Source organism: Bacterioplanes sanyensis (assembly GCF_014652515.1).
Classification (GTDB): Bacteria; Pseudomonadota; Gammaproteobacteria; order Pseudomonadales; family Oceanobacteraceae; genus Bacterioplanes; species Bacterioplanes sanyensis.
The window spans coordinates 19,960-41,988 of the sequence record NZ_BMYY01000016.1 but is presented as its reverse complement, the minus strand read 5'-3'; the positions used below and the strand labels follow the sequence as shown (position 1 = coordinate 41,988).

Here is a 22,029-nt window from a genome sequence, read left to right as displayed (position 1 = left end):
GACGGCAGCACCCGCCAACATCCTGCCGGGATGCGGGCTGTTGGCGTTGCGGCGACCACAGCATTGGCAACTCAGGAATTACGGCCTGTGCAGCGCAAAGCAGGGAGTTCGCCCGCCCGGCGTGAGGGATAAGATCTCTCAAGGAGGGCATAGGGTTTGACGAAAAAAGCAGATACGGGGTCAGAGCTTAAGCTCTGACCCCAGCCAACAACAAGCCGAGCATCCACTACTAAACCAACTCGCTAAACTCACGGTTTCGCGCCTAGGTTTTCCGTACCTTGAGATAGATGTCTGCTTTGATTTGTTTTGATTCCTAGCCGAGCTTAATTAGGTGAGGAATCGGGTACATAACGTAAAGCATATAGGTAGCCAACCCGACGGATACAACAAGTGGCAGAAAAACAAGCTTACTTCTATTGCTTATAAAGCTAGCTAGCGAGAGCAAAAACATACTAAACAACGGTGCTAACCACCAATGTTTTGCCGTTTTTATACCATATTGAACCATTTCAGGAGTTTGATTATCGAATGAATGATGTAATGCCTGAAATTGATCCAGCACTCCTGTGTTCCATGCATGAAAAATGACAGCCTGCACTGCAATTGTCACTAAACAGAGTAGATAAATCATTATTGATGATTTTTTGCCCATATTTTTAAACCCAACGTTTTTCTCAACTGCCACCGGAATGTAGCTACTTCGTGTTAATGCAAGCTTACAGCATAAAGTAAGCGGAGCGAACACAAACGAGACATATATAGACGCTCTCCCACCCCTGCTCTAATCTCGGTCTTGCGCTTAGGTTTTCCGCGCCTTAGTAGGCCGCCTGAGCTGGCAATGGCTGTGCCCGCAGGGGCTGCCCGGATGACAGCACCCGCCAACATCCTGCCGGGATGCAGGCTGTTGGCGTTGCGGCGACCACAGCATTGGCAACTCAGGAATTACGGCCTGTGCAGCGCAAAGCAGGGAGTTCGCCCGCCCGGCGTGAGGGATAACCTCAAGGAGGGCATAGGGTTTGACGAAAAAAGCACATACGGGGTCAGGGCTTAAGCTCTGACCCCGGCCAACAACAAACCGGGCATCCACTGCTAGACCAACTCGCTGCACTTACGGTCTTACGCTTAGGTTTTCCGCGCCTTCGCAAGACAACGAGACCCCCACCCTAACACTCCAATGGCAATCAGCTACGCAGCGAACTTGGGATGGACATCTTTTTTGGTGGATGCTGGTTCTTTTTGGATGATATTTTTGATCTGATCAAACAGCGCCTGCGAATCGAGCAGGGCCTGCAAAAATCACATATTTAGCGCATAAAAAAAGCGCGACCTGTTAAGATCGCGCTTTTTAAAATTTGGTAGGACTACCCAGATTTGAACTGGGGACCTCTACCATGTCAAGGTAGCGCTCTAACCAACTGAGCTATAGTCCTAAAGATGGCGCGTATATTAGCCAGCTCGCCTGCTCGATGCAACCCCTTTGTGGCAGTTTTTTTACACCTCTGCCGGCTACCCAGCCAAGAGTAGAATTACTAGCTAGATCAAGTAGTTAAGTCTCCTCTGAATAACTCAATGGCCGTTCTGGAGCGCCGGAAGGCTCAGAAGCACGAAGCGAGTTGCTATCGCTGCCCGCATCAGGCGAGGTGCTTGCCATCTCTCAGGTGACAGCCGAGGTTGGCTTCCCTAAACCAGACAGCCATCCAAGCCGGCCATTCAAACCCGTGATCCGAGTCCATGGCGTTATGGCGTTGCACCCATACCCGCCAGATTTAAACACCTTAACTGCCATGTTACATTGCCCGCCCAATCCCATCGGTTCAACGGAATGATGAAAAAGCTCACTATTGCCGCCACTGTGTATTTAGCCGCATTGTTTTTAGCATCCGAGGCCTTGGCAGACACCTCGTATAAAGTCGCCATGACCAGCAGTGGCAGCGGAGGCTGGGGCGCGATTCGCTATCAAACTTCCACTGGGCAGTCTTGGTTTGTCAAAAATGGTGTTTTAATTGAGGTGCTGGAGCGCTCGGTACCGCCGAAGGGTAATTATCAGGTGACCATGTCTGCGACCCAAAAGGGTTGGGGTGCGGTTCGAATCGAGAACCATTCAGGCAAGATGTGGTACATCAAAGATCGCATGTGGCAGCCACTATTGACTGCCTCCGAGCAATAACAACACGTCAATAAAATATTAACGCGCTTCCATACCCATGCAGCTGGCATAGTAGGTGGTGGTGCCAGCCCAGTCGGAGAACACACCGATAACGCCGACGTCTTGTGCCAGCACGTGCAGCAACTCCATTTGATCGCCATCATTATTAATGACATCCGAGATGCTTTGGTAATACCAGCCACCGCCATTTGCCAGCGGCCCAGAGCGCTCTAATGTCCACGTGATTAGTTGCAAACCCGCCGCTTTGGCGCGTTCCGCATACACAGACGGCACAATTCGGCCATGGTCTTCGCGCACCAACATCCACATAGGTGGCGCCAAGATTTTCACGCCATCCGCCGCCAGTTGCTCCATGCTCGGTTGCCAGCTTTGTGGGTCGGCATGATCAAAAGTCGGGTCGTCATAACGGCCATCTAAATACACAGCCTGGGCGCCGAAGTCTGGATTTTCTGCAATCCATTGTTTTACATCATCAAGGTTAAATGACTGCAGCCACACGTCCTTAGCGGACACTGCCGCATCCAGATACTCTTGCAACATTTTGCGGGCGTAGTCTTGCTGGCTAAAGCCGTTGAATGGCATGTCTACACTGGGGGTTTTCAACTCTGGGGTCATGCCCACGCCCAACTGTTTAAACAGTTCGATGCTTTCTTTGTGGGTCATTAGCGTACCGCGGCTGGCGTATAAATCCGTGCGCCAAGCTGCTGTGCCGTCTAAATACTCGGCAACTGTGGTGGCTTGTGGGTTAGCAGCATCCATTTTGCCTTGCAGGGTTTTAAACTGCGCTAAGGTAATGTCGCTGGTGCAACATTTAGCGCTGGCCGGCTGGCCATTTTGCGCCGGTGTAAACGGCTCGCTGCATTGCTCAGCCAGCTCCGTGGCTAAAATGTTGGTGGTGGTGTGCAAGTCACATTGCGAGTGGCGGCATACCAGTTCTTTGTCTGCGGTAAAGGCCACATCGCACTCTAAAATACCCGCCCCCATCTTTGCCGCCGCCACATAAGATTCCCGCGTGTGCTCTGGGTACTGCAACGGTGCGCCACGGTGACCAATAGAGAAGTTAGTGCGATAGAAAGGCCCGTCTTCACAGGCTTGCAGCCGCTGTTTTAGTTCACCTTCGTCCATGTCATGGACGAGAAAGAATGGTCGCGAGCCGATTTGTGCATCTTCGCGACCTGAGCTTGAGCTGCCATCGCTGCCGCAAGCGGCCAAAAAAGACGCTGCCAGCAGCGGCAGCCAAAGTTTTTGTACGTTCATTTCTGCATCCTTTTAACTGAGTCCGTGAGTGTGGGTGCAGATGTTTACTGATTTATGACGGCTACTCTAACCGAGCACTGCACTCTGGATGTGTGGGTTCAAACTTGCAGCGAATGCGCCGCTGCAGCCTGAGCATGTCGCCATCGTAATAATCGCGGTCGCGCAGTTCGATGCGAGCTTGCTGCATCAGTTTTTGATATTCGCGCTTATCTTCAGCGTCAATTTTGATCCACACATCCTGCGGGATTTCGCCCGTTTGCTGCACCACGCGTTGCTCAATTTCATTTAAACGTCGGGCAAAATCCTCACGTACCAATTGCGCCACTTCGCGTGGAAAGGCCTCTTTACGACCGACCAATTGCAGCGTGAGCTGAGAAAACGGATAGTCGATAATACCGCCCTGCTCACCAATGCCGTGATACAGCTCCATCACATGAAAGGCCACCAAAGGCGCGGGTAGCACATCAACAAAGCCGTTATTAAATTTACTGCCGGCGCTCACAATGCTGGTGGGTACTGGGTTACCGCCCAAGCCTAAAATCATTTCCGACTGAACTGGGTCGTAATCCATCACCGCGATGCGCTTGCCCGAGGCTTTTGCTAGCGTGCTGATAGAGCGATCATTAACAAACACGTACGCCGCGCCCATCGGTGCCACGCCCATTACCACATAGGGGCCTTGCTCCATGCGCTCGGCCATTTTGGGGCTGGCCAGCACTTGCAACAGCATGTGCATATGACGCTTAGCGGGGATGGCCCCCACCGCATCAATGGTGCCAGCAAAGCGGTTGTATTCGCGCGCGCGAATGCCGGTAAATAGCGCGGCATCACACTGGCCGGCTTTTAAATCGTCGGTTAACACACCTTCATTGGTGTAGGCCTCCAGTTCGATTTGCACGCCCAACTCCAACAGCTGTGATTGCTGATCTTGTGCGGCGGCATACACTGGCCCGTTGCGCCCCATCACATCCCAAACACAAATGGTGCGCTGTGGCAGACTGTCGCCACTGGCAAACTGCGGGTATAACTGGCGAATGGCGTCAATGCGCTGCTCTCGGCTGTGCTCTGGGTTCATGGCAATGGCCCGTAGGCTGGCGTCGTCGTTCTGGCCATAGCTGAATGCTGCCAGGCTGACCATTATCCCGAACCCTAGGGTGAGCTTAAGCAGCTTTACGGATATCATTGTCAATGTCCCTTTATTATTGTTTGCTGCGACTGTACCTGAGTAATGCCGTCTCAAGGCGGTGATTACCGGCCACACCCGCCAGCATTCTGACTGAAAATCACCGCTGCCATCGCAGCGGCAACCAACGGAGAACAATGATGACCTTGTTCATGCAGCGCTTTTGCAGCCTTGTGCTGATTCTGTTCACCCTGCCTGCCTTGGCAGAGCAAAACTATGCCATTGGCACCGGTAGCCAGAGCGGCACCTATTACCCGCTGGGCGGCATGCTGGCGAAGGTTTGGAGTGAGAGCATCGAGGGCGTCAATGCCCGTGCAGAGGTCACCGCGGCATCGGTAGAAAACGTCATTAAAGTCGCCACCCAGAAACAACTGGCCGGCATCGCCATGGGCAATGTGGTGTTGAAGGCGCATAAAGGTGAAGAGCCGTTTCCTCGGCAAATGCCAGCGTCGGTACTGTTTGCGCTCTACCCCAATGTGGTGCAAGTCATGGTGCCGGCCAAGTCAGACATTCAGTCGGTGCAAGATTTAAAAGGCAAGCGCGTCTCTCTGGGCGCCCCCGGTTCCGGCACTCGTGTTAGCGCCTTGGCCATTCTCAATATTCTGGGTATCAGCGAAGACGATGTGAAAGCCCAATCACTCAACTACACCGCCACCACCAATGCACTGGCCAATGGCCAAATTGATGCCGGCGTCATTGTGGGCAGTTTGGGCGTCGGTGCCATCACCGAGCTGGCACTGAGCCGCGACATTCGCATTTTGTCATTTTCGCCTGCCGAGCTTAAAAAAATCAGCGCCGCCGCACCGGCTTATATGCCCTATGAAGCCGCGGCAGAAACCTACAACAAGGTACCTGCATTTACCGCACCAGCGGTGTGGAACGTATTGGTGGTCAACCCCAAACTGGATGACGAGCTGGCCTACAACTTAACCAAAGTCGCGTTTGAAAACATGGCCAAAATTCGCCAAGCCATTGGCGTGGCAAAATACATCACGCCAGAAAATGCCCGTCAGCTACAAGGCGTGCCCATGCACCCAGGCGCGTTACGTTATTTAAACGAAGTGGCCGACGCACAATAATATGACCGCGACCACACAATCACGTTGGCTGTTATGGTTATTAACAGCCAGCGCTGTGGCTTTGTCGGTGTTTCAAATCTGGCAAGGCCTGGCAGCGCAATTATCAGCGCCGGTTTTCCGCCCAGTGCATTTGGGCTGGGTGTTGGTGTTGGTATTTTTGGCTTACCCACTGTTAAAGCCCGAGCACCATCGACCGGCGGTATTTTTTAGCGCCCGCCTGATCGATTTGCTGTTCATCGTCGCCGCCGGTTGGTGCACTTGGCGCATCGCCCGCTTTGATTACGACGACATCGGCTTTTTGCTCGACGGCTTACAAAGCCTCGATCAAGTCGCCGGCGTCACGTTAATGCTGTTGCTACTAGAGGCCACTCGTCGCACCGTTGGTATGACCATGGTCGTGGTGGCACTGGTGTTTATCGGCTACGCCCTGTTTGGCGACGCCCTGCCACAAGCTATTGCCAGCAAGGGCTTTGCGGTGGAGGAAATGGTGCGTTTTCATATTTTCTCCACCAATGGCGTGTTCGGTGCGCCCTTAGCCATCGCCGCCACTGTGGTGTTTATGTTTGTGCTGTTTGGCGCTTTTTTAAATGTCACAGGCGCGGGCCAGTTTTTTATCGACGCCGCCTTTGCCGCTGCCGGCAAATATCGCGGCGGCCCAGCCAAGGCCTCGGTGTTGGCTTCGGCGGCGCTGGGTTCGATTTCTGGCTCCGCCATTGCCAATACCGTCACCACCGGCTCGCTCACCATTCCGATGATGAAAAAACTCGGCTACAAACCCGAGCAAGCCGCGGGCATTGAAGCCGCTGCCTCAACCGGTGGGCAAATTATGCCGCCGGTGATGGGTGCCGGTGCCTTTGTGATGGCGCAGTTTACTGGCATTCCTTACAGTGAGATTTTATTGGTTTCCATTGCACCGGCCATTCTCTACTTTTTATGCACCTTACTGTATGTGCATTTGATGGCCGTCAAACTCGGCTTGCAAGGCATGACGGCGGGCGAAAAAGTCCGCGAGGTGTTGGCCCGTGGCTGGCACTTTTTAGTGCCATTGGTGCTGATTACCGCCTTGCTGATGATGAGCTATTCACCGGTCATGGTGGGTATTGCAGGTTGCGCTGCGGTGTTAATCGCCGCACTGATCGCCGGCTTTACTCGTGGCCATGAGCGCTTAACGCTAGCGCACATCATCGCTGGATTAAAAGAAGGCGCGTTAATGGCTCTGCCCATTTCTGTGGCCTGCGCCACCGCCGGCATTGTGGTGGGCGTGGTCGGACAAACGGGCTTGGGGCTGTTGTTTACGCAGTTCTTGCTGGATTTATCCGGCGGCCAATTATGGTCGGTGTTGTTGCTGGTGATGGTGGCAGCCATTGTACTGGGCATGGGCTTACCGGTAACGGCGGCGTACATCGTGCTCTCGGTGATGGCGGTACCGGCGATGATGGATCTAGGCGTGAGCATGCTAGCCGCTCATATGATTGTGTTCTGGCTGTCGCAAACGTCCAATGTCACGCCCCCCATTGCCTTGGCTGCCTTTGCCGGTGCCGGCATTGCTGGTGCCAAACCCATGGGTGCGGCGGTACAGGCCTTTAAACTGGCGAAGGGCTATTTCCTGATTCCGGCAATGATGGCATTTTCGAGCCTGATTTGGACGGATGACGTCACCCTGTTTGGCTACCTCAGCGCCTTGCTGGCCACCAGTGCTTTGATTCTGGCTTTTGCCGCTGCCATTGAGGGCCAGTTCGCCAGCCGGTTAAACAACGTCTGGCGCGGTGCCCTGCTGTTGCTCGCCATCAGCGTCATGGTGCTGCCAGATGACTACCGCTGGATCGCTGGGCTGGTCATTTTGGCGTTGCTGGGCGCTAACCTTTGGCAGCAGCGTGCTGTGCCAGCCAGCGATCCAGCTGGTTAGCAAACTGCTGCCGGTCGGCCTGGCTAAATGCCGCTGGGCCGCCGGTTTCTACCCCGCTGTTGCGCAGGGTTTCCATAAAATCTCGCATATTTAACCGCGCGCGAATATTGGCCTCGGTATGATATTCACCGCGCGGGCTCAGGGCCGTGCCGCCTTTGGCGACCACCTCCGCTGCCAATGGAATATCGCCGGTAATCACCAAGTCACCCGCACTTAAGCGCTGCACAATTTCGTTATCGGCGACATCAAAGCCCTGGCTGACCTGAATGCTGTTAATCACCTTGGAAGGCGGTGTGCGCATGGCTTGATTGGCCACCAAGGTCAAGGGGGTTTGCGTGCGCTCTGCCGCCCGAAACAGGATTTCTTTTACCACCACCGGACAGGCGTCGGCGTCGACCCAAATATGCATAGTGTGCTGTTCTCTTAAATAGGCTCAAGTGCGTGCGCGCTGTACCACCAACCAGTAAGTAACGCCTAGGGCCATCACAATGAGGGCGGTGGCATAGACATAATCGGCGGATACTTTGTCGTAATCGAGCACGATGACTTTACGCGAAATGGCCATTAAGGCCGTTGCCACCACCAGTTTAACGTGAATCACATCGTCGCGTAGATAGAGAGTGATATTGACGAAGATCTCAATGGCAATCAGTACCGCCAAAAAAGCACCAAAGGTGGAGAAAATATCGTTAATGCTGAGCAAAAAAACCGGCGGCGTCGACAGCTTTTGGTAGAGCACCCAAATCACATCGCCAATGCCCCACAAAATCACAAACACCATTAACACCGCTAGAATGCGTACCGCCAAGCGAATAATGGCATGCATGCCGTTGATAAGAGGGTCTTCGTGACCATCGCGAAAATGATCGTTTTCATGGGGGGAGGGTTGGTGCATGGTGAGCTCCTGCTGAGATGAGTGTGTATGCAGGATAGCTTTACTGTCGGCGACGTGACTGGCTAGCGCCGTTGGCGACTGTGTTGATGCAGCTCAAATGGATTTACCTTTCTTATCACAACAGCACCCACAACAGCACCCACAACAGCACCCACAACAGCACCCACAACGACAGCAACAACGACAGTCACCACTCACAACCGCAGTTATAGCCGTAGGGTCGTTATGGGTTTAACAAACACAGCCTCCTGGCCTTAACTCAGCACTCGGTATAATTCACCGCCAAACCGCCGAGCGAGGTTTCTTTAAATTTATGCGACATTTCTAGGCCGGTTTGCTTCATGGCGGCGATGCAGTTATCCAGCGACATAATGTGCTGGCTGCGGTTGCGCAGTGCCAGCGAGGCAGCGGTGTAAGCCTTTAACGCACCAAAGCCATTGCGCTCAATGCAGGGCACTTGCACCAGCCCTTTGACTGGATCGCAGGTCATGCCCAGATGATGCTCCAGGGCAATTTCTGCCGCATGCTCAATTTGCTCAGCATTGCCGCCGAGCACCGCACACAAACCAGCCGCCGCCATAGCACTGGCCGAGCCAACCTCGCCCTGGCACCCCACCTCGGCGCCAGAAATCGAACTTTTGTGCTTAATAATGCCGCCCACAGCGCCAGCGGTGAGCAGAAAATCTTCAATTTGCTCAGAGCTGAGCGATTGATGCTTCCAAGCGTAATACAGCACCGCCGGGATCACGCCCGCAGCGCCGTTGGTAGGGGCCGTCACCACGGCATGGCCGGCGGCGTTTTCTTCATTCACCGCCATGGCATAGGCGCACAGCCACTCATGCAACTGCGCTTGCTCGGGCTGCTCTTGCAACTGCTGGTACAAACAGGCCGCACGGCGCTGTACTTTTAACCCGCCAGGCAACTCGCCCCGCGTTTGCAGGCCGCGCTCCACACAGGCCTTCATGGCTTGCCAAATGTGTTGTAAGCCCTCGTTTAACTCAGCTTCGCTGCGTTTGACGTATTCGTTTTGGCGCTTCATTTGTGCAATGCTGAGGCCGCTGTCCCCTGCCATCTGCATCATGCTGGTGGCACCATCAAACGGAAACGGGTAGCTACTATCTGACACCATGGTCAGTGGCGCTACCAAGTTGGCCATTTCATCCTGATCGTGAATAAAGCCACCGCCAATGGAAAAATAGCGCCGCGCGAGCAACACCTCGCCTTGTGCATCCAGCAACTCGAACACCATGCCATTCGGGTGCTCAGGCAAGGTGTCTTGCATATCGAACACCACATCTTCGGTGGGGTCGAATTGCAGCGCTCGTTCGCCCATTTGCAATGTATGTTGGCCGCGCAACGCCGCCAGCTCGGCCTCTACATCTTTAAGTGCCATCTGCTCTGGCGTGTGGCCATGCAGGCCTAAAATCACCGCACGATCACTGGCGTGGCCATGGCCGGTGAGTGCTAACGAGCCTTTTAATACACACCGCACGCGCTGAGCGCTGGCTGGCACTTCAACCTCGGCGATAAAACGGCTGGCTGCCAGCATCGGCCCCATCGTATGCGAACTGGAAGGCCCAATGCCTGGCTTAAACAGCTCCAGTACACTGATAAACATGAGTCCCCTGCCTTACTATTATGTGGTTATTTTGCTGCTGGTTATTTCATGCTAGCCAGTTAAAGGCAAGCCCCTTAGCGCGCCTTTGCGACTATTTGAGGACAGCGCAGTCACATGGCAAAAACATATTTCCTCAAAGTCAAAATGATCGAATACTTTTGCGCCCAAACCCTGTGGAAAAGAAGATAAATCTGCGCATAATGAGCGACACTGGTAAATGCACTGCACTGGGTAGCCTAACCTGCAGGCCGAATTAAAAAAACAACGGATAATAATAACTAAAGGAATCCTTATGGCCATTCGTGTCGCCCTCCCCGCTGACGCACCCGATATCGCTCGCATCCATGTTGCTGCTTGGCAAACGGCCTACGCCGGCATTCTAGCGGATGACTATTTGCAAAGTTTGTCGGTTAAGCAACGCCAGCACCAGTGGCAGGAAATTCTAACCTGTGACGATGCCACCACCTGCGTTTTGGAGCACGGTGGTCAAATCGTCGGCTGGGTATGTGGTGGCGCCTATCGCCGTCGCAGCGCCCTAAATGCCGGCGAGATTTATGCACTTTATGTTGACCCACAACACTGGCGCCAAGGCTTTGGTCAGCAACTGCTGCAATATTTAGCCGACGCTTTAACTCTACTGGGCTATCAATGCTTGCATTTGTGGGTGCTGGCCGATAATCACAGCGCCCAAGGCTTTTATCACCAAGCTGGTTTTCGCGCCGATGGAGAACAGCAAAGAACAGCAATAGGCGAAAAAACCGTAACCGAAATCAGGTTGAGCCGTTAATTGCCGACTTTTATAACCAAGGGCACCTCGGAATCATTCAGTACCCGCTCTACCACTCCCTGCAGGGCGCACATAGCGCCCAGCGCTGTGACTGTGTTAAGCCGGCTCAGCAAGGCGCAGTAGCTCCTCACAAATCGGATGATCCGTGTTCACAGCCGTCATCGCCAACAACCGCTGCGCCCGAGTCATGCCCACGTACATCAGACGAAAACTATTCTCGGTGCGTTCTTGAATAGGTAAATCCGCGCTACCCACCATCACCACCGCTGGGAACTCAAGCCCCTTACTTGAGTGCAGCGACATAACAGCCACTTCATTGCGGGCGGGGTCATAGCGCTTACGATACTCACTGCTCCCCAACCAAACGCAAGGAACCCCAGCCTGACGCAAGGCAGCAGCCACCTGGGCCCCTTGCCAACCAGCGGCATACAACACCGCCATATCACACCAGTTCAGGCCTTGACGCTGCCAGACTTGAACACATTTTAAGGTATAAGCCAGCTCTGCCTGCCAATCTGGCAAAGACACCACCTTGGGAGCCGGCCCACTATTGCCAGCAGCTTCTGGCTTCAGTAGCGGAATATGCTCCTCATCTTGCATATCTTCAGTCAGGTAGCGCCCAGCAAACCGATAAGCAAACTCAAGAATTTCTCGTGTATTGCGATAATTCAAACGCAATATCGTTGTGCGTCCTTGCGCTTTAATGCCCACGCTAGACAGACTAAAACCCAACCCTGAGCGTGGCTTATAAATGGATTGAGCGTCGTCATAAAGTAGCAGCAAAGAATCCGACTCGGGGTCAATCATCTGCACCACCAAGCGCAGCCACTCCGCCTCAAAGTCATGCCCTTCATCGATCAGTAGCGCACCGTACTGAGCGCGTGGAATATGCCCCTCATCAACGCCTTTAATAACGGCTTTTACCTGACGCTCCCAATAGGGCTCCACTCCCTCAGCAACATCGACATGAAATAACTTTAACTGCTCACCACACCAGTCATGAAAATGCTTGATATTTACCTTTTCTTGCAGACCACGACTCGCCATCAAAGCGGTTAGCTTACGCGCCAACGTAATGTTGTAGCACAGCACTAAAATGGGCTTATTGCTGGTCGCTGCCAGTAATTCACAGCGATACCCTAAAATCAGAGTTTTGCCACTCCCCGCTACCCCATGAATAACGCGATGGCCAGAGCCCAAGCCGCGAGCAAGCTTTTCTTGCTGCACATCCATCACCTTGATGATATCTGGCACTAGCTCAGAGGTTTGCAACGGCTCTGATTCTGTTGTGTCGGCAAATAAATCCTGCTGTAGTTGAATTCTCACTTCTGGGTAAAGATGCCAACGAATTCGATCTATTTGCGGTAGGGTGAGTTTCTGCGGAAAACTCACAAAAAACATATCCCACAAGCGCTGTTGAAAAACCTCAGCATCCACGCTTTCTGTCATTTCATCTTTATAAATGACCTGATGATCTGGTAACACCAGCTCACGCTCGGACTCATTTATAGCGCGCGCCATTTGCTGACGGGTGATATTAGTAAATACCGCCCCATAGGCGTAAGGCACACACAACTTGCCAGCAAAGCTACTGTCAGCGGGAAACTGCAACTGTGGGTCAGACTTCAGACGGTTTACGACCTGCATCAAGCACTGCCGTGCCTGCTCCAGTGGATTCGCCACTTTTTTAAGACCATCAGCCAACTGCAGTTGTGCTTGGCGCTTATCTAATGCATGCAGTAATTCTAGCTTCCAGTCTTTGACTTCCAGTAACAGCAAGCCTCGGGCTGGGTGCAATATCACAAAATCTGGATAGCGCCGACGCTCGCCGACCGGCATGTCGTACCAGACGAGATAATCATCCTCCAGCAGCTCACGCAAACGCTGAGCAAAGCGCTTTTCGCCCGCCGTCATGCGGCTCAATACTTCCTTGGATAATGCAGGTATGATTTCTGCCACTTTGCCCATCTCCCTCAACTGAAGACAACATCATACCAAACCAGCGACAGCGAATAACCAAGGCGCCTTTGAGTAATTCTGTACAGCTATGCACGAGTGCAGCAGGCTTCCAGAACAAGGCGTATAAACAGGAAGCGGCCCGCCCTTTTCACCATCGCCAACGCCGTTATACGTGCCCGCTAACGGCCACCTCACAGTTCATGACACAGCCAGATTCAGTCGCGAGTGATGGCACTGGTATGATTGTGTTGCAGTATTAGCATCGCAAGGAAAGATCATGTTTAAGAAGTTATTAGCCAGTGTCGGTATCGGTGGCGCTAAAGTAGATACCATTTTATTAACCGACAGCGTCATGCCTGGCGGCACCTTTGAGGCCGAGGTGCATATTCAAGCTGGCGAGGTAGAGCAAGACATCAGTGGTTTAGATTTAGCCTTGTGCACACAAGTCAAAGTCGAAAACGATGAAGGCACCCATTGGAAAACCCATACCCTACAGACTTGGCGCGTGTGCGAAAAGCGCACCTTGCAAGCAGGCGAAACATTAACATTGCCCGTTTCCGGCCAATTGCACGCAGAAACGCCCATCACCCAGTTACCCGTGGTTAATAATCAAACTCGCGTGTGGCTAGCCACTGGGTTGGATATTGATATGGCTTTAGATGCCAGCGATAAAGACCCGCTCAACATTGCTCCAACTCCGGCCATTCAAGCCTGCATGGCTGCCATGAATAACCTTGGCTATGACTTATTTAAAGCCGATGTAGAAGCCGGGTTTATTCGTGGCCGTCAATTTCAGTCCCGCTCTGGCTGTTACCAGGAGCTAGAGTATCGGCCCACCCAGCGCAGCTGGTTAGGGGTAAAAGAAGTAGAATTATCTTTTATTGCCGAACAACACCGCACCCATGTGCTGGTCGAAATTGACCGAGCTTTTCGCGGTGATGGCTACCGCGAACTGACCCTGGAGCACAGCGGCATCAGCGTTGAAACAGCTCAACAGCAGCTGCAACAACTGTTGGGGTAAATGAGCGTGTAGCCAGCCCTGAAAACGGGTCAGAACTTAAGTTCTGACCCCTGTTTCAAGCTTTCTTTCAAGCTCGCTCTCAAGCTCTCTTTTCAGCCCCCATTCTAAGGCCGCTTAACAGCGCTCGATATCATCCGCCATGGCAATCAGTTTATCGACAATGCGCTCACCATCGACACCAATGCCATTGTGCTCGTATTCGTTGGTCTCCCACGCACGAGCATTGCCCATTTTACTCAGGGTTTCGCGGCTAAAGTCATACTCCACAAACATATCTTGGGTGTACATGGCCGCCGCCACCGGTACGGTGTTGTTAGCCAGTTGCTGGCGATCATATAAAGCTGGCCAATCAGTTTTTTCAGCCAATATTTGAGCGGCGCCCTGCAATGGTTTTAACGTTTGCAACTGCTCAAACATCCAAGGGAACACCATTTCCCCCACCAGCTGTAAGCGCTCTTGCGTAGCGCTAAACTCTGGCAAGCTATCCATGACGCGCTGCGCTGCCCAGTTGGAAGCCTCGCCCTCGCAATAAATGGACTCATGCAGCAAGCCATAAATCGGATTGGTTAAAAACCCTTGCTGGGCCAGCATGTCTTGCAAAAACTCATAGCGCACCTGCAGGCCCTGCTCAGGTACATCAATGACGGCATTATCCAACAGATGATAAATGCTTTCTGCACCGCCACTGCGGCCCAAATCAATGCCCAAGGCCTGAATTTGCTCCGGCGTTAAGCGCTGGCCATTGGGCATTTCAACCTGTTGCTGGCGCAGCAAGCTGGCCAACTGATCGGTTTTGCTGGCTAATTCAGGAAAGCGCTGCCACAAGCGCTGATTTTTTTCCGCTGTACGGGCAAAAGTCGCCTGGTAAACCTCGTCAATGCTGCGATGAATCGGCGGAATACCGCCGGTAATGTACACCTGTTTTAAGCTATCAGGATAAAACGACAAATAGGTCAACGCACAAAAGCCGCCAAAGCTTTGCCCCAGCAACGACCAACGCTCAACACCCAACTGTTGGCGAATGGCCTCGGCATCGGCGACGATTTGATCGGCGCGAAAATACTGCAAATACTCCGCCTGCTGCTCCGCCGTTAAATGCGCCAGTGTTTGATGGGTTTGCGGCGTGCTCTGGCCGGTGCCGCGCTGATCCAGCAATAAAATACGAAACTGCTTGGCGGCACGCTTTAACCAGCCACTTAAGCCCGTCGGCCTTGGCGCAGGAAACCCAGGCCCGCCTTGCAAATACACCAGCCAAGGCAAGCTTTCTGCCTCGCGCCCGTGGGCACGTAGCTCACGAGCAAACACAGACACCGTGCGGCCATCGGGCTGATGATGATTTAAAGGCAGATGAAAGCGGTGATCCACCCACATGCAATCGCGCAAATAAACAGTCATAAATATCCTTACAGGCCAGCACCTGGCTCATCAATTATGGGCCGTCAGCTAAAACGGCAAGGCGGCTATAGTAGCGCTGCACCATAACAACTGCCACCGATTGGGCTGGAGTGCGGCTAGGTAGCGAAAATTCTTTATTTCCCGTTGCCTTTACTCGTACTTCTAAGCTGCGTATGCGGCAGCGAAGGGTTTTAACGTGCGCGACCAGCTCAGCGAGCTTTTCTGAGCTGCGTGTGCGGCAGCTAAGCCAGCCATCTCGATGTCTTCGAGGGTATTGGCTTTCTGAGCTGCGTATGCGGCAGCTAAGAGCTGGCAGCGTGATTGACACGCCGTTGGTTTTTTCTGAGCTGCGTATGCGGCAGCGAAGAAAACCGTAAACGGACAAGCCCGCACGGCAATTTTCTGAGCTGCGTATGCGGCAGCGAAGCTGATTCGCTGTGCACTGAGCCATTATCACGATTTCTGAGCTGCGTATGCGGCAGCGAAGGTAGTTGATAATACAACACGACCCAAAGCTAATTTCTGAGCTGCGTATGCGGCAGCGAAGCTGACAACTCAGTGTCAAAACCTGACATTAAATTTCTGAGCTGCGTATGCGGCAGCGAAGGGAAAAGTCCGCGACACCCACAGCTTTAGACATTTCTGAGCTGCGTATGCGGCAGCGAAGATCATACAGCCAACGAAGTGATGTCTATGCATTTTCTGAGCTGCGTATGCGGCAGCGAAGTTGCTAATATTCGCACATCACCAAACAAAACATTTCTGAGCTGCGTATGCGGCAGCGAAGTTTACGACGGTTAGAAGCAGAAGCAAGAAGACTTTCTGAGCTGCGTATGCGGCAGCGAAGCACCAAAATACGTAGTAGTGAAATCACTACTATTTCTGAGCTGCGTATGCGGCAGCGAAGGCAGCGTTTACTGGTAACGAGCTGTCCGCGATTTTCTGAGCTGCGTATGCGGCAGCGAAGAGCCCGCCGAATCGGGGCCAAGAATCACACAATTTCTGAGCTGCGTATGCGGCAGCGAAGGCGAGGGCGTGGCCATGACCGTCACCCGCCAATTTCTGAGCTGCGTATGCGGCAGCGAAGGATGAGGTTTATTACGAATGGCTGTGCGAGTGTTTCTGAGCTGCGTATGCGGCAGCGAAGTTACAAATCGGTTGTGAACAACACTTTATTAATTTCTGAGCTGCGTATGCGGCAGCGAAGCCCGGCATTGCCGGGGAGCCCTGAACAACAAATTTCTGAGCTGCGTATGCGGCAGCGAAGGCCTTGCTGCCAGACTGGATACTGCCCAACGCTTTCTGAGCTGCGTATGCGGCAGCGAAGGCTGGTATCAATCGATCTTGTTCGGCTGCGCTTTTCTGAGCTGCGTATGCGGCAGCGAAGTGCGATCCTGTCGCTCTCTTCGCCCTCGTTGCTTTCTGAGCTGCGTATGCGGCAGCGAAGTTTTATTGCCGTGCGCGACCGCATACCGACATTTTCTGAGCTGCGTATGCGGCAGCGAAGGAATGCTTTAACGACCGCAACCAACACCGGCATTTCTGAGCTGCGTATGCGGCAGCGAAGTACTCATAGCCTGAGTTGGTCAGCATCTCGATTTTCTGAGCTGCGTATGCGGCAGCGAAGGATTTTGGCCGTCTGGTCGCTAGTGATGTGGTTTTCTGAGCTGCGTATGCGGCAGCGAAGAAAATAGTTTAGGCGCGCCCTGGTGCGTGGCTTTTCTGAGCTGCGTATGCGGCAGCGAAGGGCATCGCGCCGCCCGCCCTCGCTCAGTATCTGTTTCTGAGCTGCGTATGCGGCAGCGAAGCGTCAGATGTAACTGGCCCCCTGAAGTTTTCATTTCTGAGCTGCGTATGCGGCAGCGAAGAGCCATCGAGGGCAGGAGCGCTGCGCCGATAATTTCTGAGCTGCGTATGCGGCAGCGAAGTCACCCAAAGTGCGCCAAACCGTCACCGTGGATTTCTGAGCTGCGTATGCGGCAGCGAAGCTCCACATGGCTAGCATTCGGCTAGTCATATATTTCTGAGCTGCGTATGCGGCAGCGAAGATTGCTTGTCTAATCGCTTTCCTTTTGCCTTTTTTCTGAGCTGCGTATGCGGCAGCGAAGCTTGCCTTACGATACTGCGCCTCGGCTTTTCTTTTCTGAGCTGCGTATGCGGCAGCGAAGTACTAGACCGTTTGCCAGCCAATAATCCCGATTTTCTGAGCTGCGTATGCGGCAGCGAAGGTTTTAGGGGTGATGGTATGCCAGCACCAAAATTTCTGAGCTGCGTATGCGGCAGCGAAGTGAATGGTTTGGATCGGCTCTACTGGGATGATTTTCTGAGCTGCGTATGCGGCAGCGAAGAGCCCGCCGAGTCGGGACCAAGAATCACAAAATTTCTGAGCTGCGTATGCGGCAGCGAAGCCATCGGGCCATGCGTTGCACCACCTGCAGCTTTTCTGAGCTGCGTATGCGGCAGCGAAGGAAGTCAGCCAGCCAGTGCTTACCTTCTGGAATTTCTGAGCTGCGTATGCGGCAGCGAAGTTTTATTGCCGTGCGCGACCGCATACCGACATTTTCTGAGCTGCGTATGCGGCAGCGAAGTGGGAATCATTGGGCACAGAGCGCCACCGCAATTTCTGAGCTGCGTATGCGGCAGCGAAGACGATAGCCGCGTGCTCGCCGTTGACCTAACTTTTCTGAGCTGCGTATGCGGCAGCGAAGTAGAGCAATCTAGCACTAACTATTTGATTGTTAAAGAGCTTTCCCTTTTGGATGCACTAAACCCTTTTTTCGCGCATAGCGCTAACTACTTGATTTCTAAGGCGACTTACTGCCGCCTTAGAAAAAGGGTTTAGAACCAAGGCACGGTGGCCGTTTGGCTTAGTCCGTAGTAGTTAAAGCTGCCAGCTGAAGGTCCTTCGCTAATGCGCTGGTCGATATAGAGCTTAAAGCGCTCGCCACTGGAGCGACTATTTAGCTGTAAAAAGGGCAAATGCACGGGCTGTTTGCCCTTTTGAGCAAATATCGCCTCCGCCTGCTGCTCGCTCACTGAACCTCGTGCCACCAACCGCCGGAGTTTGGCAGCGGTGATGGGCGGCTGCCAGCGCCGAACTTGGCACCACTGGTGCTCGCCCGGCACTGGGCTAAGGGTGCCGATATTGCAATGATCACGCATGCCCTTAAGCCAGTTGAGTTGCTGTAGCTGCTGCAGAGCGCTCTGTGTGCCGTGCAGCCTGAGTAGGTTGCCCATGGTGCGATCCGCTCTGGGAAAGCTGACGCCAATATCACTCTGGCCACGGTCATGCAAAGCGCGGTGCAGTTTCGCCATTAGGGCATTCATCAGCATGGGCGCCGGAAACTCTGGGTCTGGCAATAAGGCGATATCCAGATAATAATCCATGGGTTACTCCGATTTTTCTCCAAATACGCCGCCGCGAATTAAAATGGCCATCACGTAATGCTGTTGCTCCAATGCCGGCACCTCGCCTTTTAACACCCAGTTATCCAGCAAGGTATAAAAATCCAGTTTGGCTTTAGGCTGGCGATACGCACTACCACGACTGGTCACCGAACCAAACGGTTCCGCCGAAATGGGGCCAAACTCATCGGCTTGAGGGTACCAGGTATCGATGGTGCGAATGGCGTTGCCAATTTTTTGCGAGTGCATGGCTGCTACGTCGCTGACCTGATACAGAATTTTGCTCTTGTCTTTTTTGCCGTCCATCACTAACTCTTGCGATGGAAACACTTCTTGCCCGGCACCCAGTTTGGCAAAGGCTTCTACCGTTAAAAAGCTGTAAGTTTCGCCCAGCAAGCCCATACGAATAACGTCAGCTAGCTCCTGCACTGCAGAGTTTGAGTCAAACTGGCGCAAGTTAAATTCTTGGCTATCAAACTGCCAATGCTGGCTATTGGTGTGATGGTGAGCGGTGACTTTTACACAGATCTCCTCCGCGCCTACACGGTTGCGCCATAAAAAGCGTCCATTCGCCAGGTTGGTGGCGTAACGCATGGCCAGTTCAGTAAAGCCGGTTTGCTCGATGTAACCTTTAATCGTGCTGGCCAGTGCCGCTTGGTAATCGCTGTTATCGCAGGCCGAAGGCTCAGCCAAGTTACCCAACACCCGTAAGGTAAACGTCAGCTTTAGGGTATCGGCGGTAAATGGCAATGCCGCCACATCCACTTGCTGCAAATTAGGTTTTTTAACTTCTTGGTCTAATTTGGCAGGGTCGCTTTTAATGGCGTTTTTCTGACGGTTAGAAATGGTGCCACGCACGGCTTTTTCTTTAATTTGCACTGGCAACCAGGCTTCTGGCTTATCTTGTTGATCCCAGTTGCCGGCGTACATTAATCCATCTGAGTTGGCGAGTTTGCGTTCAAATGCTAGAACGGCTGCGGTTTTCAAATTTGCCATGTGTATCTCCTTATGCTTCTTCACTGACGGGTTCGGGTGCCTGGTAGGCGTTTTTGCAAATATATAAGCCGTTGTCTTCGTCACTGTGGTAGTGCCAAAGTAGCTGACTGATATCTTGAATGCGGTGTGGGCTGAGCCATTGACCAATGGAATAAACGGACTCAACAAAGGCCGCTGGCGTATTAGGGTCACGGCTTTTTGCCAATTCGCCTGGCTGATACAGCGGCGAAATACGCTGATAGCCAATGGCAATGGGCTTTAGCCAGCCGCCGTAGGGGCGAGCTTGCCATTGCCAATTAGCTTTGTGATGGGCGTCTTTATCTGGGGTTTGGCTATCCGAAGCAGGCTCATCTTCCTCGTTAATGGCTTCAGCACGCATGGTCAAACTGGCAAAGTCGAGCCAGGCATCCAGTGGGGATAAACCGCTTTGCTGCTGATGCTGGGCCAGTGCATCTTGACGGCTGACCAAGGCAAAGCCTGGCAATAGCTGTTTGAGCAGTTGGCGCCGCTCACGCGGCTGGTTAAAGCTTTCGGCATCTGGGTAGAGTTCGGCTTGCTCTAGCTTAAGTACCGTGCCGCCCGCCAGCCGCTGCGACAGCACAATTTGCTGAATAGCTTGCTGCAGTTGCTCGGTTTCTGGCTCATCCAACAGGCCGATATCGTCAACCTCAATCAACAAGCTCACCGTCAGGTGCATGCGCCCTTCTTCATTAAAGGAGGGTGTTTTTGCCTCTTTGGTCAGCGGGTTGCGCGTTAAAGCAAAATGATAGTCACCATACGGCGAGGGTTGGTAGGCTTGGGGCTGATGCTGGTGGCAAATAATGCCGCAGCCGCCCAGTTTTAGGTCGTCGTAGCCTTTATTGTTGAGTTTGCGCTGCAGGGCATGGCAAAAGCCTAAAAAGCCAGAAATCGCAGGAAAACCCCAAGTTAATCCGGCGATGGCGTTGGCATTTTCGATGCGAATTTTCTTTAATAACAGCAATGCTTCCATTATAAGATGCCCCCTACTTCCTGTTTTGCTAGGCGCAACTCCTGCGCAACTTCAACCTTCCACTGAGCGTATTCGGGCTGGCCAACGTTGATCTGGTCGCCCAGTTTTAGTAGGCGGTTTAACATGCGAGCAAAGTCGTCGGCTACCTGGCCTTGCCAGTTTTTCTTGTCATATTCAAAAGCGAAGGCTTCATCGAGCTGGCAGCGGCCTGGGTCCAACCATAACTGCTGATGCAGAGGCAACTTGCATTCGGGTGATTGGCTCCAGCCCGGTTTTACATTCATGTAACGTGCGGGAAAGGCAATAAATTGATCGACAATGGCTTCAATACGTCGCTGTCTACCTGCGCGAATGGCTTTGACGCTGGGCGAATCTAGGTGGCGTTTTAAATACTCTCGCAGCTCTTTAATGCGCCCATATTCCTGACGCACAAAGGGGCCATCGACAACAGAGGTGATGTTCAAAGGCGCTTTGACTTGGCTTTGCCAGCTGGGCGGCGCACTGCTGAATAAATAGGCTTTGCCACCACGGCGAGCATTAAGCTGGCTGATATTTTGCTGATTAGAGCCGCCGAAGCTTTGCACCGCCAACTCAGGAAAGCTGATAATTGGCTGCGGATGATATTGCTGCTTTTTTCTGGCGTCGCGTGCGGCTTTTACTTCGTCACTATAGCGACTGTGCTGCACCCGCTCATAAATGGCCTGAGTAAAAGAGCTGGCAAAGAGTGGGCACAAGAGATGGTAGCCATCGCCCACAGGCCAATAGGTTTGCTTGGCCAGCTTATGGGAGCTGGGACCTTGATGGTCTATGGGCTTACTATGTGCGTATGGTTCCCGATCACTCAACAGAACCCGAAAGCTTTTCATCCAACTCTTGGCTTGCTCGACACTTTCTGCAATCGGGATAAGCGGACTAAAGTCTTCAGCCACGATATAATCAAAGAACCGCGCATTAGGTGTACTGAGATTGAAAAACTTGGCCTTACCTAATATCGCCGCATTTTTAACTACCAAGTCGATGGTAATATCTTGAATACTAGCAGTCCCCACTACCCCATCCATGATATTCTGAGTAGAAGTAAGACAGATACTACTGCCTTGTGCATATGGACTGGAATACTTTATACCGTGGGTTGTATAACGTATCTGAGTCGCCACCTCAGCCATTGCATCTAGCCAGTTTTTTGGTAAATATTCTGCACGTATTTTTCCTATTTCGATTGCAACTGCATCGCTAGCGTGTGCACCTTTTTTTGTAGCACCCTTTTCAGCTTCAGCTAGCTTGCGTGCCTCCTCTTCTGCAATATAGCTAACAATTGCTTGGCTCATCTCCTGAGCAGATTGAGATATTTCCATTGCTCCTCCTTGTCG

General features: G+C 52.8%; 17 protein-coding genes, 1 tRNA gene and 1 CRISPR repeat array. Of the genes, 5 read left to right on the top strand and 13 right to left on the bottom strand.

All coding sequences use genetic code 11. From position 1 onward, the window contains the following. Positions 1-313 precede the first annotated feature (313 nt). Complete coding sequence (locus tag IE090_RS16520) at positions 314-685, bottom strand: hypothetical protein (RefSeq protein WP_189390124.1); 372 nt, start codon at positions 683-685, stop codon at positions 314-316. Positions 686-1,353: 668 nt separating this feature from the next. Then, positions 1,354-1,430: transfer RNA gene (locus tag IE090_RS16515), tRNA-Val, on the bottom strand. Positions 1,431-1,822: 392 nt separating this feature from the next. Here IE090_RS16515 and IE090_RS16510 point away from each other — a divergent pair. Next, entirely contained in the window at positions 1,823-2,167 is a 345-nt protein-coding gene (locus IE090_RS16510) for a hypothetical protein (protein ID WP_189390122.1), read from the top strand. An 18-nt stretch (positions 2,168-2,185) separates the two neighbouring features. Here the strand turns inward: IE090_RS16510 and IE090_RS16505 are convergent, their stop codons facing one another. Continuing rightward, positions 2,186-3,424, bottom strand: a complete 1,239-nt coding sequence (locus IE090_RS16505) for a glycerophosphodiester phosphodiesterase family protein (protein ID WP_189390120.1) — start codon at positions 3,422-3,424, stop codon at positions 2,186-2,188. A gap of 61 nt (positions 3,425-3,485) precedes the next feature. Next, positions 3,486-4,562 (bottom strand): putative solute-binding protein, encoded by a 1,077-nt coding sequence (locus tag IE090_RS16500; RefSeq protein ID WP_189390118.1) that lies wholly within the window; start codon positions 4,560-4,562, stop codon positions 3,486-3,488. 182 nt (positions 4,563-4,744) lie between these two features. Between IE090_RS16500 and IE090_RS16495 the strand changes: the two genes are divergently transcribed. Further along, on the top strand, positions 4,745-5,686 hold the full coding sequence (locus IE090_RS16495; RefSeq protein WP_229815812.1) for a TAXI family TRAP transporter solute-binding subunit: 942 nt from the start codon (positions 4,745-4,747) through the stop codon (positions 5,684-5,686). 1 nt (position 5,687) lies between these two features. Further along, the gene (locus IE090_RS16490; RefSeq protein ID WP_189390116.1) at positions 5,688-7,592 is read left to right on the top strand and encodes a TRAP transporter permease; all 1,905 of its coding nucleotides are present in this window, start codon (positions 5,688-5,690) and stop codon (positions 7,590-7,592) included. Here IE090_RS16490 and IE090_RS16485 read toward each other — a convergent pair. The 3 genes from IE090_RS16485 to IE090_RS16475 all read right to left on the bottom strand — a co-directional run bounded on the left by IE090_RS16485 (position 7,543) and on the right by IE090_RS16475 (position 10,105). Beyond that, positions 7,543-8,001: a YaiI/YqxD family protein gene (locus IE090_RS16485; RefSeq protein ID WP_189390114.1), complete on the bottom strand. Its 459-nt coding sequence runs from the start codon at positions 7,999-8,001 to the stop codon at positions 7,543-7,545. The genes IE090_RS16490 and IE090_RS16485 overlap by 50 nt on opposite strands. A gap of 24 nt (positions 8,002-8,025) precedes the next feature. Beyond that, the gene (locus tag IE090_RS16480; protein ID WP_189390112.1) at positions 8,026-8,487 is read right to left on the bottom strand and encodes a phosphate-starvation-inducible PsiE family protein; all 462 of its coding nucleotides are present in this window, start codon (positions 8,485-8,487) and stop codon (positions 8,026-8,028) included. A gap of 259 nt (positions 8,488-8,746) precedes the next feature. Then, positions 8,747-10,105 carry an L-serine ammonia-lyase gene (locus IE090_RS16475; RefSeq protein WP_189390110.1) on the bottom strand — a complete coding sequence of 453 codons (1,359 nt, stop codon included), beginning with the start codon at positions 10,103-10,105 and terminating at the stop codon, positions 8,747-8,749. 292 nt (positions 10,106-10,397) lie between these two features. Here IE090_RS16475 and IE090_RS16470 point away from each other — a divergent pair, with 292 nt between their 5' ends. Then, a complete protein-coding gene (locus IE090_RS16470) occupies positions 10,398-10,892 on the top strand; it encodes a GNAT family N-acetyltransferase (protein ID WP_189390108.1) in 495 nt (164 codons plus the stop codon). Positions 10,893-10,988: 96 nt separating this feature from the next. Here the strand turns inward: IE090_RS16470 and IE090_RS16465 are convergent, their stop codons facing one another. Next, a complete protein-coding gene (locus tag IE090_RS16465; RefSeq protein ID WP_229815811.1) occupies positions 10,989-12,851 on the bottom strand; it encodes a 3'-5' exonuclease in 1,863 nt (620 codons plus the stop codon). Positions 12,852-13,128: 277 nt separating this feature from the next. On the opposite strand from IE090_RS16465, the gene IE090_RS16460 reads away from it, so the two are divergent. Next, positions 13,129-13,872 carry a sporulation protein gene (locus IE090_RS16460; protein WP_189390106.1) on the top strand — a complete coding sequence of 248 codons (744 nt, stop codon included), beginning with the start codon at positions 13,129-13,131 and terminating at the stop codon, positions 13,870-13,872. Positions 13,873-13,986: 114 nt separating this feature from the next. On the opposite strand, the gene IE090_RS16455 is transcribed toward IE090_RS16460, so the two are convergent. The 5 genes from IE090_RS16455 to csy1 form a co-directional block, all read right to left on the bottom strand. Next, a complete protein-coding gene (locus tag IE090_RS16455; RefSeq protein ID WP_189390104.1) occupies positions 13,987-15,267 on the bottom strand; it encodes an alpha/beta fold hydrolase in 1,281 nt (426 codons plus the stop codon). Between the two features lie 159 nt (positions 15,268-15,426). After that, positions 15,427-17,975: direct repeats of the CRISPR family, unit length 28 nt; unit sequence TTTCTGAGCTGCGTATGCGGCAGCGAAG. A 130-nt stretch (positions 17,976-18,105) separates the two neighbouring features. Next, positions 18,106-18,654 (bottom strand): type I-F CRISPR-associated endoribonuclease Cas6/Csy4, encoded by a 549-nt coding sequence (cas6f, locus tag IE090_RS16450; RefSeq protein WP_189390102.1) that lies wholly within the window; start codon positions 18,652-18,654, stop codon positions 18,106-18,108. Positions 18,655-18,657: 3 nt separating this feature from the next. Then, positions 18,658-19,668, bottom strand: a complete 1,011-nt coding sequence (csy3, locus tag IE090_RS16445; protein ID WP_229815810.1) for a type I-F CRISPR-associated protein Csy3 — start codon at positions 19,666-19,668, stop codon at positions 18,658-18,660. 10 nt (positions 19,669-19,678) lie between these two features. Beyond that, positions 19,679-20,659, bottom strand: coding sequence for a type I-F CRISPR-associated protein Csy2 (csy2, locus tag IE090_RS16440; RefSeq protein ID WP_189390100.1), 981 nt, complete (start codon positions 20,657-20,659; stop codon positions 19,679-19,681). Beyond that, positions 20,659-22,014 carry a type I-F CRISPR-associated protein Csy1 gene (csy1, locus tag IE090_RS16435; protein ID WP_189390098.1) on the bottom strand — a complete coding sequence of 452 codons (1,356 nt, stop codon included), beginning with the start codon at positions 22,012-22,014 and terminating at the stop codon, positions 20,659-20,661. Before csy1 ends, csy2 begins: the two co-directional genes overlap by 1 nt. Between the last annotated feature and the right edge of the window lie 15 nt (positions 22,015-22,029).